At 70.2% G+C, this 15,755-nt stretch carries 15 protein-coding genes; 5 read left to right on the top strand and 10 right to left on the bottom strand.

Translation table 11 applies throughout. The features are described from left to right. Positions 1-45: 45 nt before the first annotated feature. From OG574_RS28680 to clpS, 5 genes are all read right to left on the bottom strand, one after another. A complete protein-coding gene (locus tag OG574_RS28680; protein WP_324903250.1) occupies positions 46-150 on the bottom strand; it encodes a putative leader peptide in 105 nt (34 codons plus the stop codon). 115 nt (positions 151-265) lie between these two features. Next, positions 266-682, bottom strand: coding sequence for a M67 family metallopeptidase (locus OG574_RS28675; RefSeq protein WP_326775551.1), 417 nt, complete (start codon positions 680-682; stop codon positions 266-268). Between the two features lie 104 nt (positions 683-786). Continuing rightward, a complete protein-coding gene (locus OG574_RS28670; RefSeq protein WP_326775550.1) occupies positions 787-2,262 on the bottom strand; it encodes an amino acid permease in 1,476 nt (491 codons plus the stop codon). 358 nt (positions 2,263-2,620) lie between these two features. Beyond that, the gene (locus tag OG574_RS28665) at positions 2,621-3,226 is read right to left on the bottom strand and encodes a DUF2017 domain-containing protein (protein ID WP_100593971.1); all 606 of its coding nucleotides are present in this window, start codon (positions 3,224-3,226) and stop codon (positions 2,621-2,623) included. Positions 3,227-3,261: 35 nt separating this feature from the next. Beyond that, positions 3,262-3,579, bottom strand: coding sequence for an ATP-dependent Clp protease adapter ClpS (clpS, locus tag OG574_RS28660; protein WP_100593970.1), 318 nt, complete (start codon positions 3,577-3,579; stop codon positions 3,262-3,264). An 81-nt stretch (positions 3,580-3,660) separates the two neighbouring features. Here clpS and OG574_RS28655 point away from each other — a divergent pair, with 81 nt between their 5' ends. Together OG574_RS28655 and OG574_RS28650 are read left to right on the top strand one after the other, a co-directional pair. After that, entirely contained in the window at positions 3,661-5,004 is a 1,344-nt protein-coding gene (locus OG574_RS28655) for a nicotinate phosphoribosyltransferase (protein ID WP_326775549.1), read from the top strand. A gap of 73 nt (positions 5,005-5,077) precedes the next feature. Next, a complete protein-coding gene (locus OG574_RS28650; protein WP_326775548.1) occupies positions 5,078-5,662 on the top strand; it encodes an isochorismatase family protein in 585 nt (194 codons plus the stop codon). A gap of 86 nt (positions 5,663-5,748) precedes the next feature. On the opposite strand, the gene OG574_RS28645 is transcribed toward OG574_RS28650, so the two are convergent. Then, a complete protein-coding gene (locus tag OG574_RS28645) occupies positions 5,749-6,120 on the bottom strand; it encodes a hypothetical protein (protein WP_326775547.1) in 372 nt (123 codons plus the stop codon). 122 nt (positions 6,121-6,242) lie between these two features. Beyond that, positions 6,243-8,639, bottom strand: coding sequence for an immune inhibitor A domain-containing protein (locus OG574_RS28640; RefSeq protein ID WP_326775546.1), 2,397 nt, complete (start codon positions 8,637-8,639; stop codon positions 6,243-6,245). Positions 8,640-9,036: 397 nt separating this feature from the next. On the opposite strand from OG574_RS28640, the gene OG574_RS28635 reads away from it, so the two are divergent. Next, a complete protein-coding gene (locus OG574_RS28635) occupies positions 9,037-9,375 on the top strand; it encodes a hypothetical protein (protein WP_326775545.1) in 339 nt (112 codons plus the stop codon). 36 nt (positions 9,376-9,411) lie between these two features. Here the strand turns inward: OG574_RS28635 and OG574_RS28630 are convergent, their stop codons facing one another. Then, entirely contained in the window at positions 9,412-10,104 is a 693-nt protein-coding gene (locus OG574_RS28630; protein ID WP_326775544.1) for an RDD family protein, read from the bottom strand. 99 nt (positions 10,105-10,203) lie between these two features. After that, positions 10,204-11,769 (bottom strand): RDD family protein, encoded by a 1,566-nt coding sequence (locus OG574_RS28625; RefSeq protein ID WP_326775543.1) that lies wholly within the window; start codon positions 11,767-11,769, stop codon positions 10,204-10,206. 220 nt (positions 11,770-11,989) lie between these two features. On the opposite strand from OG574_RS28625, the gene OG574_RS28620 reads away from it, so the two are divergent. Further along, complete coding sequence (locus tag OG574_RS28620) at positions 11,990-12,469, top strand: SsgA family sporulation/cell division regulator (protein WP_100593962.1); 480 nt, start codon at positions 11,990-11,992, stop codon at positions 12,467-12,469. Between the two features lie 56 nt (positions 12,470-12,525). Here the strand turns inward: OG574_RS28620 and OG574_RS28615 are convergent, their stop codons facing one another. Continuing rightward, positions 12,526-13,896: an FAD-binding oxidoreductase gene (locus tag OG574_RS28615; protein ID WP_326775542.1), complete on the bottom strand. Its 1,371-nt coding sequence runs from the start codon at positions 13,894-13,896 to the stop codon at positions 12,526-12,528. A 108-nt stretch (positions 13,897-14,004) separates the two neighbouring features. Between OG574_RS28615 and OG574_RS28610 the strand changes: the two genes are divergently transcribed. Next, the gene (locus OG574_RS28610; protein WP_326775541.1) at positions 14,005-15,672 is read left to right on the top strand and encodes a tetratricopeptide repeat protein; all 1,668 of its coding nucleotides are present in this window, start codon (positions 14,005-14,007) and stop codon (positions 15,670-15,672) included. Positions 15,673-15,755: the final 83 nt, after the last annotated feature.

Raw genomic sequence — 15,755 nt, 5'->3', positions numbered from 1 at the left:
CCGCCGCAGCGGTCCGGGAGCCTGCGAAGCAGTGCGGGGGACGCGTCAGGGGTTGGGACAGATGGCGCTGGCGAGGCGGCACAGGTCGACGTGAAGGCGCGCCACGAGCAGCATGCCCGGCGTCTTGTCGCTCACGTCGTGAAGAACCATGGGGTCATCGTATCGATTCCCGCCCGGGATCCCGGAGTGTGATCTCACCATGTGGTCGATATCCGTCCGATGGCTGATACGCGGCTGGGGCAGGTACGGGATTGGGGAGGCCGGGCTACGGGGTGACCTCGACCTCTTCCTCGGTCACGACGCCCTCGACGATACGGAACGAGCGGAACTGGAAGGGTCCCGCGTCGTCGGTGTCCGCGGTGGAGACGAGGACGTAGTGGGCGCCCGGCTCGTTCGCGTACGTGATGTCGGTGCGGGAGGGGTGGGCCTCGGTCGCGGTGTGCGAGTGGTAGATGATCACGGGCTCCTCGTCCCGGTCGTCCATCTCGCGGTACAGCTTCAGCAGGTCGCCCGAGTCGAACTCGTAGAACGTGGGCGAGCGGGCGGCATTGAGCATCGGGATGAAGCGCTCGGGCCGGCCGGTGCCCACCGGTCCCGCGACGACGCCGCACGCCTCGTCGGGGTGGTCGGCGCGCGCGTGGGCGACGATCTGGTCGTGGAGGGCCTGGGTCAGGGTCAGCATGGGGCTCAGGATAAGCAGACGGGCCCACCCGTACCGGAGTGCGGTACGGGAGGGCCCGGATGCTGAGACGCGGGGGGTCGCCCCGGACTACTGGACTGCTTGAACTACTTGGACTGCTTGGACTGCTCCGGCTGCTTGCGCTTCGCGAACGCCGCGCTCTGCGGGTTGCGGCTGCGCAGGACGACGTACGAGATGCCGAGGATGACGGCCCACAGCGGCGCGCAGTAGAGCGAGACGCGGGCGTCCTTGTCGATGCCCATGAACACGATCACCATGGCGATGAAGGCGAGCGCCAGGATGCTGGGGATGATGCCGCCGGGAGCCTTGAAGGAGGACTGGGGCAGCTCGCCGCGGTCGGCCTTGATGCGGTAGCGGATCTGGCAGATCAGGATGACGATCCAGGCCCACATGCCGGAGATGGTGGCGAAGGAGACGACGTAGTTGAACGCCTCGCCGGGCCACTGGTAGTTGATCCAGACGCCGACCAGCATCATCGCGGCGGAGACCGTCGTGCCGATGAGGGGCGTGCCGCTCTTGGTGAGCTTGGTGAAGAGCTTCGGGCCCTGGCCGTTGAGCGCGAGGTCACGCAGCATGCGGCCGGTGGAGTACATGCCGGAGTTGCAGGACGACAGGGCCGCGGTCAGGACGACGAAGTTGACGATCGCGGCGCCGACGCCGAGGCCCATCTTCTCGAAGGCGGCGACGAACGGGGAGACGCCCGGCTGGAAGCTCGTCCACGGCACGACCGAGAGGATCATGATCAGTGCGCCGACGTAGAAGACGGCGATGCGCCACGGCACGGTGTTGATGGCCTTGGGCAGGACGGTCTTCGGGTCCTTGGACTCGCCCGCGGTGACGCCGACGAGCTCGACGGCCAGGAAGGCGAACATGACCATCTGGAGGGTCATGAGGGTGGAGCCGATGCCGTTCGGGAAGAAGCCGCCGTCGGACCACAGGTGCGTGACGGAGGCGGTGTCGCCCGCGTCGGAGAAGCCGATCGTGAGGATGCCGGCGCAGATGAGGATCATGCCGACGATCGCGGTGACCTTCACCATCGAGAACCAGAACTCCAGCTCACCGAAGAGCTTCACGGAGATCAGGTTCACGGCGTAGAGGATGAGGGTGAAGACGAGCGCGGTGAGCCATTGCGGGACGCTGTCGTGGGTCCAGTACTTCATGTACTGGGCGGCCGCGGTGACCTCGGTGATGCCGGTGACGACCCAGAAGAGCCAGTACGTCCAGCCGGTCACGAAGCCCGCGAACGGGCCGATGAACTCACGCGCGTACTCCGAGAAGGAGCCCGAGACGGGTCGGTACATGAGGAGCTCGCCGAGCGCCCGCATGATGAAGAAGATGACGAGGCCCGCGATGGCGTACGCGAGGATCAGGCTGGGGCCCGCCTTCGAGATGCCCTTGCCCGCGCCGAGGAAGAGGCCTGTCCCGATGGCGCCGCCGATGGCGATCATCTGGATCTGCCGGGCACCGAGACCGCGCTGGTAACCCTCGCCCTCACCGGACTCGCCGGGGGCCTGCACGGCCTCATTGCCGTCGTGTTGCTTGCCGACCTGCACTGAGGTCATGGTGTTGCGCCTTTCTCCATGCCGATCCGTGCCGCTGCGGCTCGGATCGACTGTGACGATCCTCGGGGTTCTGGGCCCCTGGATGGATGGAGCTGTGCCTACCGGCGGTCTGCCGGTCGGGGCGCACCCGACGGGACAGGGGTGGCGTCCGTCGGGCGGTCGTGAAGATTTATCACGGCGGCAACACTGATCGAGAAAGCCACGTGTGGCACACACCACTGGAAAAACCGGACAAAAAGCCCCTCGTATGGCATACGCGACCGCTCAAGTGACAGGATCGTTATCCGGAATTGAGCAACCGCTGAGCGAACGCGCTTACATACGGACTCTTGGACTCCGCTCGATATGTCCCGACAGATCAGGGCATAAGGGTTTCGACCAGAGTCTCCTGGAGGCCACCCAGCCACAGGTAGGCCATCACCATCGGCTTGCGCGGGTCCTCGTCGGGGAGCCGGTAGAGGAGATCCGAGTCCTCCTCGTCGGTGATGTCGAGGCGGGTGCCGATCGCGAGGCGCAGATCGTTGAGCGCGCGCATCCAGCGCACGGACTCCTCGGGCGAGAGCTTGAGGACCGCTCCCCCCTCACCAGGGGACGCCAGCGCGTCCAGCGAGCGGACCACCGCGAGCGCGTCTTCGCGCTTGCCGGCCCGCAGGTCGTTCTCGGTGAAGCGCCTGAACTCGGCGGAGTGCGCGCGCTGTTCGTCCGCCTTGTCCACCGTCGCCTCCTCGCCCCCCGGGCCGCCGTAGGCGTCGGGGAAGAGGCGCTGGAGCACCGGGTCGGACGGCGGCTCGCTCGGGCCCTCCGCGAAGAGCTCGGCGAGCGGGTCGCCGGACGCGTCCCCACCGGGCCCGGGGCCGATCAGCTCCAGGAGCTGGACCGCCAGGGAGCGGATGATCGAGATCTCGACCTCGTCGAGCGCGACGGCAGCACCGCCGCCGGGAATCGGTTCGAAGTGTCCTGGCATCAGGTGCGTCGCTACTCCGTCGCTGCTTGCGTGCGCTACTTACGGTCCTGCTGAAGGGTGGCCCACAGACCGTAGCCGTGCATGGCCTGAACGTCGCGTTCCATCTCCTCGCGGGACCCGCTGGAGACGACCGCACGGCCCTTCTGATGCACGTCGAGCATCAGCTTGGTGGCCTTGTCCTTCGAGTACCCGAAGTACGTCTGGAAGACATACGTCACGTAACTCATGAGGTTGACCGGGTCGTTGTGTACGAGCGTGATCCAGGGAACGTCCGGCTCGGGCACGGCGAAGGTCTCCTCCGCCGACTCGGTTCGTTCGATCTCTAGGGGTGCAGGAGCCGTCACACAGCCCATGCTGCCACTAGGGGGCGGCGACCGCACAAATGGGCCACGGAAATCGTCACACTGACGCTAATTGGGGGTAGCATCCCGGCTATGAACACAGCGGACCTTGGCCTGCCGGTGGATGTTCCGTCGACAGCGCTCTTTACCGATCACTACGAGCTCACGATGCTCCAGGCCGCGCTCAAGGCGGGCACGGCCGACCGGCGCTCGGTCTTCGAGGTCTTCACGCGCAGGCTGCCCGAGGGCCGCCGCTACGGCGTCGTGGCAGGCACCGGCCGGGTGCTGGACGCCGTCGAGAACTTCCGGTTCGACGCCCGCGAACTGGGCTTCCTGCGCGAGCGCGGCATCATCGACGAGCCGACCCTCGAACGGCTGGCCGCCTACCGCTTCAGCGGCGACATCTGGGGCTACCCCGAGGGCGAGGTGTACTTCCCCGGCTCCCCCATCCTGCGGGTCGAGGGCTCCTTCGCGGACTGCGTCCTCCTTGAGACGGTGATCCTCTCCATCCTCAACCACGACTCGGCGATCGCCGCCGCCGCCTCCCGCATGGCCTCCGCCGCGGCCGGTCGGCCGCTGATCGAGATGGGCGCGCGCCGCACGCACGAGCTGGCCGCCGTCGCCGCGTCCCGCGCCGCGTACGTGGGCGGCTTCGCCACCACCTCGGACCTCGCGGCCGGCTTCCGGTACGGGATCCCGACGGTCGGCACGTCCGCGCACGCCTTCACGCTGCTGCACGACACCGAGCGCGACGCGTTCCGCGCCCAGGTCGACTCCCTCGGCGAGGGCACGACCCTGCTCGTGGACACGTACGACGTCACGGAGGCCGTGCGCCTCGCCGTGGAGATCGCCGGGCCCGGGCTCGGCGCCGTGCGCATCGACTCCGGGGACCTGCTGCTCGTCGCGCACCGCGTGCGCGGACAGCTCGACGAACTCGGCGCCACCGAGACGAAGATCGTCGTCACGTCGGACCTCGACGAGTACGCCATCGCCTCGCTCGCGGCCGCGCCCGTCGACGCGTACGGCGTGGGAACGCAGCTGGTCACCGGCTCGGGGCACCCGACGTGCTCCATGGTCTACAAGCTCGTCGCGCGCGCCGAGTCCGCCGACCCGAAGGCGCCGCTGCTGCCCGTGGCAAAGAAGTCCATGGGCGCGAAGACGTCCGTGGGCGGGCGCAAGTGGGCCGCACGGCGGCGCGACGACCAGGGTGCCGCCGAGGCCGAGGTGATCGGCACGGGTCCCGTCCCGGCCGAGCTCGTCGACCGGCAGCTCCTGGTCGAGCTGGTCAAGGGCGGCACGGTCGTCGCGCGCGAGCCGCTGGACGCGGTACGCGAGCGGCACATCGAGGCGCTCGGCGGGCTGCCGCTCTCGGCGACGCAGCTCTCGCGCGGGGAAGCCGTGATTCCTACGGAGTATCTGGTGGACGCGCCCGCATAACACTCAAACGCCCCCTCCCGCAACGCACTTCAAGTCTCTACGCTCGAAGTCTCCCAGCCGAAGGGCACCTGCTATGCGCCGCGCCTTGATCGTCGCAGATGTGCAGAACGACTTTTGTGAGGGCGGCAGCCTCGCGGTGGCGGGCGGGGCCGACGTGGCCGCGGCCGTCACCGAGCTGATCGGGCAGGCGCCCGCCGGGTACCGGCACGTCGTGGCCACCCGCGACCACCACATCGCGCCCGGTGACCACTTCTCCGAGTCCCCGGACTACGTCCACTCCTGGCCCGCGCACTGCGTGGCGGGCACGGAGGGGATCGGGTTCCATCCGAACTTCGCGCCCGTCGTCGCGTCCGGCGCGATCGACGCGGTCTTCGACAAGGGGGCGTACGCGGCCGCGTACAGCGGGTTCGAAGGGCTCGACGAGAACGGGGTGTCCTTGGCGGACTGGCTCCGTGCGCGGGGGATCACCGATGTGGATATCGTCGGAATCGCCACGGACCACTGCGTTCGCGCTACCGCGCTGGATGCGGTGCGGGAGGGGTTTCGGGCTCAGGTGTTGCTTGACCTGACGGCGGGGGTTGCTGCGGGGACCACTGCGGCGGCGCTGAATGAGATGCGGGGCGCCGGGGTCGAACTCAGCGGTAAGCCTGTCGTCTGAGCTTTTTCTCCCCAGCCCGCCCTTCCCGGCCGTATCAATATGCGGCTCCGCCGCATGGCCCGGGGAGCTGCCCCGGACCTCGCTCCTCAAACGCCGGAGGGGCTGGGTGCCTGGGTGGAGGCTGAGCTGGAGTAGCCGGCCCGGCCGGGCTGTCTCGGTCTCAGGAGGGCTCTGATCGGGTGCCAGAGCTCACCTGCCGTGCAGTGGGGGGCGGCCCGCCAGAGAAGGCCGTCGGGGTGGTGCAGGACCGCCGTGATCTCGTCCGGTGTGGGGGGCTCCGCGTTGCCCCTCAGGTAGATCGCCCGCAGGCCCAGGTTGCGCAGCCGGGTCAGGGCGCGGGCGCGGTTCGCCGCATGTACCAGGACCCGTACCGCGCCGTCGTCCGGCGCAGGGCTGGGCACGGTCAGCGCCACCACCACGGTGCCGTTCGGCAGCTTGCAGAACCCTCCTGCGGACATGACTGTCACACCCCCGTGAGACGTAGTGTCAATAAGAAACCCACAGGACGCACCTAAACACGATCGGCCGCCGCCCGCTAGAGGGCGACGGCCGATCATGCTCTGACCTGCGGCGATGTGGACTACTTCGCCGAGGGGCCCACCTTCACCGTGATCGACGAGCCGTCGAGCGGCTGCCCGACGATCGAGATCCGGGTGTTGGTGTCAGTTGTCTGGACACTGCCGGTGGCGTTCTCCTTGTACCAGTACGTGCCCTTGTGGTCGTCGAAGACCGGGACGCCCAGCTGTGCCGGGATCTTGGTCTCGACGCCGAGCTTGTGCAGCGAGAAGCCCCGGTTCGGGAACCAGCTGAACGCGGCGTCGTACGGCTGGAGCTTGTTGGTGATGTATTTGCCGTCGGCCCACTTGAGCGGCTTGGCGTGGGAGTCGACCGGCAGGATCAGGCCCTTGCCGGGGTGCTGGCCGACGTTGTTGTTGCGCTGCGAGGTGTCCCACTGCCAGATCATCAGGCCGGGGCGGTACGCGAGGTGCTCGACCCAGTCGTTCTTCGCACCGCCGTCACGCCAACCGAAGTTGTACGGGCCGACCTTGAGGGTCTTGTCGTAGGAGACGTACTGGCGGTTCTCCGCGAGGTAGAACTGCGGGAAGTCGCCCGTCACGGAGGCGCCGACGCGCGAGAAGCCGCGCGCGGTCCAGCCGTTGTCGTCGCCCTCGGCGTTGTCGGTGAACAGCGCCTGGCCGTCCGCCTTGACGGTGAGGTTGTCGGCGGTGAAGCCCATGCCGCCGGCGCCGCCGTCCGTCTTGTAGCGGAAGCGGACGCTGATCTTCTGGCCCGCGTAGGCGTCCAGCGGGAACACCAGGTGCTGGAACTTGCCGGAGACGCCGGTCAGGGCCGGCTTGTCGCCGCCGTCGCGCGGGATGGTGACGCCGTCGGCGGTGCCGTCGATCGTCTTCCAGCTGGCGCCGTCGTCCGTGGACACCTGCGTGTACAGGTAGTCGTAGTCCTTCTCGATGTCGTACCAGCCGTCGAGTTCGAGGGCCGCCTTCGACTTGCCGGTCAGATCGACCGGGCGCGTAAGGGTGTTGGAGAGGTCGTCACCGTAGTCCGACCACCACTGCTTCGCGCCCTCGGTGGGCTTCACGATCTCGGTGGTGACGTTCTTCTTCTCGGGCAGCTCGACGACGAGGGCCTGCTTGCGCTTGGTGTTGTACTCCGAAACACCCAGCGTGTGCGTCGACTTGGTCGCCGCCTTGGCCTTGTCGTAGTTGAGCCAGCCGAGCTGCAGCTTGTCCCAGGCGGTCATGTCGCCCGGCATGTCGCCGATGGAGTCCTTGCCGGTGCCGAGCCAGGAGCCCGCCGACATCAGAGACCAGAAGCCGACCGAGTTCTCGCCGCTGTACGTGGTGTCGTACAGGTCGGGCAGGCCGAGGTCGTGGCCGTACTCGTGGGCGAAGACGCCGAGGCCGCCGTTCTCCGGCTGCATCGTGTAGTCGCCGACCCAGATGCCGGTGTCGCCGACCGGGGTGCCGCCCGCCTTGAAGCCGGTCGGGCCGGTGTCGCCGTCGTCGCGGCCGTAGGCGTAACCGCGGTGCGCCCACAGGGAGTCGCCGCCCTGTGCGCCGCCGCCGGCCGACCCGTCCTCGCCCGCGTGGACGATCTGGAAGTGGTCGATGTAGCCGTCGGGCTCGTTGAAGTTGCCGTCGTTGTCGTGGTCCGTGCGGTCCCACTGGTCGTACTGGGCGAGGTCCGTCTTGATGTCGGCGTCGGACTTGCCGGCCGCCTTCTGCTCCTCGACCCACGCGGTCACGCCGTCGCGGACCAGGTCCTCGACGTTCGGGCAGTTGTCGGCACCGCAGTAGTTGGAGCCGTAACGGGCCTCGTTGTAAGGCACCTTGACCCAGTCCGAGACCTCACCGTCGACCGAGTAGCGGCCCGACGACGTCTTCTCGTAGTAGGTCTTCAGCGAGTCGACTCCCTTGCCCGAACCGAAGTACAGGTCCTGGAAGTGCTTGCTGCTGTAGTCCTTCTGCCAGGCCGTGCTGTTGTTCTTGGCACGGTCCGGCTCCGCTATCTGGTTGTGCAGCGGGCCCGGCGTGCCCCCGTACTTGGGCTTCAGGTCAGGCGTGTCGTCGTCGGCGCGGTCGACCAGCGTCGTGTTGTCGACCTTGTCGCCGAACTCCGTCAGGATCGTGAAGATCTTGTCGGTCCGCTCCCGGCCCAGCTCGACGTACTTGTCCTTGCCGAGCTGCACGACCTGCGAGCCGTCGCGCTTGACGACCTTGGACTTCCCGGAGAGCACCTGCTCCAGCGCCGTCTTGCGCTGCTGCTCCATCTGCTGGCTGAAGGGGCCGCCGATGACGTGCCCCTTGCCCCCGTACGTCTTGCCGTGCGACGTGGAGCTTCCTACGGCCGGGGTGTCGGCCTGGGCGCCCGTCGCGAGGACCGATCCGGCAGCCGCGGTCGCGGCCAGCGTCACGAGCACGGCGGCGGATCTCAACGCCCGTCTCTTGGTGGTCACTTGATGGTTCCCCTCCTCCGTGGCCTATCAGCCACGTATCACAAGTGACGCTATTTGACCGGAGGTGAAGGAGAAATAACAGACCTTGACTGGGGCGACCCAAGTGCACTATGCAGTGGCGCGGCACCGGTATCCGGACGCGGACTTCCCCCCAACGGGCGCGCCGAACCGTCCACTCCGTGGACTCGGTGACTCCGTGCGCCCCCCGTGCACCGGCACCGTGGGTTAGGTCACGCTTACCGCCCGTTCTCCTCGGGCATGCGTCGGATTAGAGTCATTTGACGGCGCGCCACAGCCAAGTCGACCCGGCTCCGCACCCCTTACATATGCAGCTGCCAATGGCTCCTGCTATACGCCAGTGAAGCAAGCATCCGCTGTCCCGAGGACGGATAACGCCATGCCGCGTCCGACTGCCGCACAGCTCGCCTACGGTTCCGCGACCGTGATCTTCTCGACACTCGCCATGCTGCTGTTGTCGCAGACGAGTTCGGGCCTCGGCGTCGCGGTCATCGCCCTGGCCGCACTCGGCCTCGGTCTCCTCGTGGCGCTGACGGTCCCCCTGCCGAAGTCGCGGCCCGCCGCCGCGCCGGCACCCGGGACCGCCGACGCCGGGGTCGTCACGGAGGAGCGGGTGTCGGTGCAGCGGGCCACCGTGCCCGCGGCCGCCCAGCAGGCCGCCCCCGAGTCCGTGTACGAGGTCGCGCCGTCCGGCACACGCGGACCGGCGGGCCCGTGATCCACGGACCCGCCGGAAACACCGCCCCGCGTCTGCTCAGCCGGTGCTGACCACCACCGTCTTCGCGGCCTTGTCGTGCAGGCCCTGCTTGTAGGGCTTGTCGAAGAAGCTCCAGCCGCCGCAGATCGCGGTCCAGATGCAGGCGCAGCAGAACACCGCCGGCAGCCACAGGACCGCGGCGCGCACCAGGTTGGTCTGGACGCTGGGCGTGGCCCCGTCGTTGAGGTTCGCCACGCGCAGCTTGAGCAGCCGCTTGCCCAGGGTCTGGCCGGTCCTCGCGGTCATGAACGTGTCGTAGCCGATGTAGAGGATCGCGGCGAGGACGGACTGGCCGAACTGCTTGCCGTACTCGATCTTGTCGGGGTTCGTCTGGTACTCGGCGATCCCGAACGCCCAGGACAGCAGCCCCACGACGATGCTGACCAGGATGATGTCGATGATCCGCGCGAGCACGCGCTTGCCGCTGTCCGCCAGGGGCGGCATCCCGGCCAGCGGGTCACTCCCGTAGGGATCACCCCCGTAGGGGCCTCCTTCTCCACCACCACCGCCGCCGTACGGGGGCGGCGGGGTGCCGCCGGGCGGGGGCGGCGCGGAGTCGTACGGGTTCCCCGGGCCGTTCCCCGGGCCGTCGTACGGTGAGCCACCGCCGCTCTGGGACGGCGGCGGCTTCCTGAACGGGTCGTCTTCCGGGGGCTGGCCTGAGCCGGGGGGCGGCGGTTCGGTGCTCATGGCCCGAGTCGACCGCGAACCCCCCGATTCCGCATCCGGCGAGCCGCCGTCCGGGGTACGACGGCTCGCCCGTGCGGGGGCCGGGCGGGACGGCCGGGGTCAGCCCGCGACGAACGTACGGGCCGCCTTGTCGTGCCAGCACTGGCGCCAGGGCCGGTCGAACAGGCACCACAGCACGCCGACGACCCCGATGGCCAGCAGGCCCGTCACGCTGTACACCAGCCAGCGCCGCAGCGCGGCGCCGAACGTCGGCGCCGCGTGCTCCTCGATGTCCCGCACCTGGAGCCCGCACACCTTCTTGCCCAGGGTGCGGCCCCACTTGGCGGTCGGCAGTGCCTCGTAGAGGACACCGGCGACGAGGAGGACGGCGAGGACGATGCCGAGGTAGGCGCCGGTCGTGCCGTCCAGCAGCCAGACCGTGGCCTGGCGGCCCGACGCCTTCGCCGCGTCGATCTTCCCGTCGATGTGGTCGACGGCCTTGGTGCCGAGCGGAACGGCCGCCACCGCGGTGACCGCGCCGAGCACCACCGTGTCGATGAGCCGCGCCGCGAGACGCTTGCCGGGCCCGGCGGGCCGCGCCGACGCCTGCGCCTGGGCTGCCGCCAGGAACGGGTCGTTGGCCACGGGCTTCCACGGCGTGACGGGGCCTTCCGGCTCCGCGGGTTCGCCTGCGGCGGGCCGAGCGGACTGGCCGGGCTGCCCGGACTGACCGGGTCGGGCGAGCTGGTGCACCTGCTGCGCCCAGGACGGCGAACCCCCGCCGGGACCGGAGGTCATGGGGGTGGGGGAGGCGGCAGCGGCCTGCGGCGGGACCGCACCCGGGCGACCGGCCTGGGGCGCGTGGGGCTGGAGCGGGGCGGCTTGTGGAGCCTGCGCCTGATGGGCCGGGGGTTGCCGAGCCGGCCCCTGCGGGGCGAAGCCCTGATGGGGCAGGGGCTGAGGCTGGGAGTCGGCCTGTTGGGGCGCGGGCTGCTGGGCCTGGTGGCCCTCAACTTGCTGACCCTGGTGGCCCTGGTGGCCCTGCGCGTGCCGACCGGCCGCCTCCTGGGATGCCGGCCCCTGCCCCTGCACCACAGGCCCTTGCGCCGCAGGCAGCTGCTGACCCGGCACCTGCGGAGCTGACAGCGCTCGCATCGTCATCGTGCCCTCGGGACGGTCCACGGACGGGGTGGGGCGGCGGAACGTGACGGTCCCGTCCGTGGGCGGCGTCGGGGGCTCCGGCTGTGCGGGGCGGGCCGTGAGCGCGCCGTCCGTGCGCTCCTCCTGCGGCGGAGCAGGCACGCGCGGGTCGGCGCCCCAGGACACGCGGCGGTCCTGCTCGCCGCCGAAGCCGGTCTGGTGGGACGCGTCCGCCTGCCATGCCGTGGCGGGTTCGGGTGCGACCGGCTCGTCCGAGTACCGCTCCGGCTCCTCGTCGAGGAAAACCGGGCCGGTCTCCTCGACGGGCAAAGGCGAAGGAGAAGGAGAGGGCGAAGGCGAAGGGGCGGGGGCCGGGGTCACCCCGGCGGGGGCGGCGAGGGGTTCGCCGTCGGACGGGGCCGGGCGGCTCGTGCCGGGCACCCACGCGGCACCGTTCCAGTACCGGACATATCCGGGAATGGACGGGTCGGGGTAGTACCCGTCGCGGGGCCTGTCGTCGCCGGGGGCCGGAGTTGGGGCGCTCATGTCCGTCGTCCCGTATCTGCTCGGGGGTTTTGTTGGGGGTCCACATCTATCAGACCACCGCCCACCCCCGGGCGGGTCCGCCCGTACGGACCACTTTCCGGGGACGCCGGAAAAACTTTCCGGAACTCGCGTAATGCTCCGCGCCCTTCGCCCTCTCTCCTTGCACGGCCCGCTCTCGCGGGCCCCCGCACGACCCCTACGAGGAGAGGAAACGCACGACATGCACACCGTGGTGGAACGTGAACTCGAGCTGAGGCTCGTCCTGTCGCCCGAGCGCAGCATCCCCGTCCCTGCCCGGCTCACCTACCGGACCGACGACCCGTACGCCGTCCACATCGCCTTTCACATCGGCTCCGAGAACCCGGTCGACTGGACGTTCGCGCGCGAGCTGCTGGTGGAGGGGGTGTTCCGGCCGTGCGGGCACGGGGACGTGCGCGTGTGGCCGACGAAGGTCGACCGCCGCAGCGTCGTGCTCATGGCGCTGAGTTCACCGGACGGCGACGCGCTCCTGGAGGCGCCCGCCGCCGCCGTGTCCTCGTGGCTGGAGCGGACGCTGCGGGTGGTCCCTCCGGGCTCTGAGTCCGAGCGGCTCGGCATCGACGACGGCCTCGCCGAGCTGCTCGCCCCCACCCCGGGCCGCGCCGACGAGCTGTGGCTGCGCGACCCGTGGCCCTCGGACGAGTCGAAGGACGGTGAGTGAGCGCGCGTCCCACGGGGGTGGATGCGAGCAGAGGAACGAACCAGGAGTGGCGGGCGTCAGAAGAGCTTGCCCGGGTTGAGCAGGCCGAGCGGGTCGAAGGCCGTCTTGACGGCGCGCTGCATCTCGATGCCGACCGGGCCGAGCTCGCGCGCCAGCCACTCCTTCTTGAGGACGCCGACGCCGTGTTCGCCGGTGATGGTCCCGCCGAGTTCGAGACCGAGCGCCATGATCTCGTCGAAGGACTCGCGGGCCCGCCGGCCCTCGTCGGCGTCCTGGGCGTCGAAGCAGACGGTGGGGTGCGTGTTGCCGTCGCCCGCGTGGCAGCAGACGCCGATCGTCAGGTCGTACTTCTCGGCGATACGTTCGACGCCACTGAGCATCTCGGCGAGCCTCGAGCGCGGCACGCACACGTCGTCGATCATCGTCGTGCCCTTGACCGCTTCGAGCGCGGTGAGTGAGAGGCGCCGGGCCTGGAGCAGGAGTTCGGACTCCGCTGCGTCCTCGGCGGGGACGACCTGGGTCGCGCCCGCGGCTTCGCACAGGGCGCCGACGGCGGCGAGGTCGGCGGCCGGGTCGAGGGTGTCGAAGGCCGCGAGGAGCAGCGCCTCCGTGGTCTCGGGCAGCCCCATGTTCGCCATCGCGTTGACGGCCTTCACGGTCGTACGGTCCATGAGTTCGAGCAGTGACGGGACGTGACCGCCCTCCATAATCTTGCAGACCGCGTCGCAGGCGGCGTCCGTGGAGGCGAATTCGGCGGCCAGGACCAGCTGCTGCGGCGGCTCGGGCCTGAGCGCGAGCGTGGCCCGCACGACGATGCCGAGGCTGCCCTCGGAGCCGACGAACAGACGCGTGAGGTCGTAGCCCGCGACGCCCTTGGCGGTGCGGCGTCCGGTGGACAGGAGCCGGCCGTCGGCGAGGACCACGTCGAGCCCGAGGACGTACTCCGCCGTCACCCCGTACTTCACGCAGCACAGGCCGCCCGATGCCGTGCCGATGTTCCCGCCGATGGTGCACATTTCCCAGCTGGACGGGTCCGGCGGGTAGTAGAGACCCTTTTCGTTGACGGCGCGGGAGAGCGCGGCGTTGATGACGCCCGGCTCGACGACCGCGATCCTGTCGACGGTGCTGATCTCCAGGATGCGGTCCATCTTGACCAGGGACAGCACGATGCAGCCCTCGGACGCGTTGGCCGCGCCGGACAGGCCCGTGCGGGCGCCCTGCGGGACGACCGGGACGCGGAGCTCGGTCGCCGTGCGCATCACGTGCTGGACCTGCTCGACGGTGCGGGGCAGCACCACGACGGCGGGCGCGCCCGCGTCGCAGAAGCTGGCCATGTCGTTGGCGTACGAGGCCGTGACGTCGGGGTCGGTGAGGACCGCCCCGGACGGGAGGCCTTCCTGAAGTCGTTCGGTGAGTGTGCGGCTCATGATCACAGCGTCGCACTCGGGGCCATCGGTGTGAACCCGTCTGAGACGGCCTTCACGTGCCGGGATGTTGCCGTGATGTGCTCTTCGTATTCACGCACAGTGTGCGCCATGAAGACCGAGGACAACGAGGAGACCGAAGCGGAACGGCCGGCTTCGGCCACTGGTCCCGAGCCGGGGCGCCGACTGTCCCCGCTGGTGAAGCGCGTGCTGATCAGCACCGTCGCGGGGTCCGTGGTGCTCGGCGGCGTCCTGCTGGTGCTGCCCTCCTCGCCGGAGAGCGCCACGCCGCCCGCGCCGGGGTCCGCCGGACACGCCGTGATCGCGGCGGCCGAGGGGGCCGCCGCGTCGCTGCCCGATCTGACGGCTCTCATCAGGGGGCGCAAGTCGTATCTGCGGGCTCATCCGCGTGACGACCGGTCGTGGGCGGTGCTCGGGGCCGCCTACGTGGAGCGGGGGCTGCGGACGGCCGACTCGGCGTACTACCCGAAGGCGGAGCGCGCCCTGCGGACCTCGCTGAAGACGCGGCCCGCCGGGAACGTGGACGCCCTGAACGGGCTCGCCGCGCTCGCCAACGCGCGGCACGACTACCGCGCCGCGAAGAAGTGGGGCGAGGCGTCTTTGAAGCTGGCGCCGAAGCGGTGGACGACGTATCTGCTGCTGATCGACGCCTACGGGCAGCTCGGGGACTACAAAGCCGTGGACCGGGCCCTGGCGAAGCTGACGGAGCTGGGCTCGGGCGCGGCCGTGATGGCACGCAAGGGGCAGGTCTACCGGGACCGCGGCTGGCGTGACGACGCGCTCGCGTCGCTGACCGACGCGGCGGCGCTCGCCTCGACGCCGTCCGAGCAGGCCGCGTGTCTGCACCGGGTGGGTGAGCTCGCGTGGGAGCGGGGCGAGCCCGCGGAGGCGCTGACCTACTTCACCCAGGCCCTCGCGGCCGACCCCGACCACGACGCGTCGCTCGCCGGGAAGGGCCGCGCCCTGACGTCGCTGGGCCGTACGACGGAGGCGATCCAGGCTTACCGGAGCGTGCTCACCAAGCGCCCGCGGCCCGAATACGCCCTGGAACTGGGCGAGTTGTACGAGTCGATCGGGTTCGGCGACGCGGCGAAGGCACAGTACGACCTGCTGCGGAAGCGGGTGGACGTGGACGGGGCGAACGGGGTCGACGACTCGCTCCTCCTCGGCCGGTTCGAGGCGGACCACGAGGACCCGCGGTCGGCCGTGACCCGGCTGCGGGCCGACTGGGAGCGGGCGCCGAGCGTGCAGACCGCGGACGCGCTGGGCTGGGCGCTGCACAAGGCGGGCGACGACAAGGAGGCGCTGAAGTACGCGAAGCGCGCGACGGACCCGGAGCACGGGGGCACCGTACGCAGTGCGCTGATCGCCTACCACCGGGGAGAAGTGGAAAGGGAGCTGGAGCTGGACGGGCCCGCCCGCCGGCACATCGGCGAGGCCCTGCGCATCAACCCGGCGTTCTCGCCGCTCCTGGCCCCGCTCGCGAAGAAGGCGCTGGCCGCGCTGGGCGACCCGTCGGCCGGCGGGCCCGAGAAGGTGCGGGAGACGGAGGCGAACGCGGCACAGGCTCCGGGCCCCCACGCGGCGCCCCGGAGCTCGGCCCCCGAGCGCCCCGGATCCCGGCGCCCGGCGAGCAAAAGCCCCGCGACGCGCCCGGCCGCCCCCGTCACGCCGCCCAGGTCCGCGGCCCCGCCGGCCACGCCTCCGGCAGCCCCGGCCCCGGCCGAGCCGTCGCCCCAGCAGGCTCCTCGGGCGTAACGACGACCCCCTGAAGCACACCCGGCTTGGGCCTTTCGTCTGGATCAGACCCCGCGAGCCCGGCATGATCCGAACGAGAGGCC

This window comes from Streptomyces sp. NBC_01445 (genome assembly GCF_035918235.1).
GTDB lineage: Bacteria > Actinomycetota > Actinomycetes > Streptomycetales > Streptomycetaceae > Streptomyces.
The sequence above is the reverse complement of the archived record's forward strand: the minus strand, read 5'-3'. Positions and strand labels throughout refer to the sequence as shown.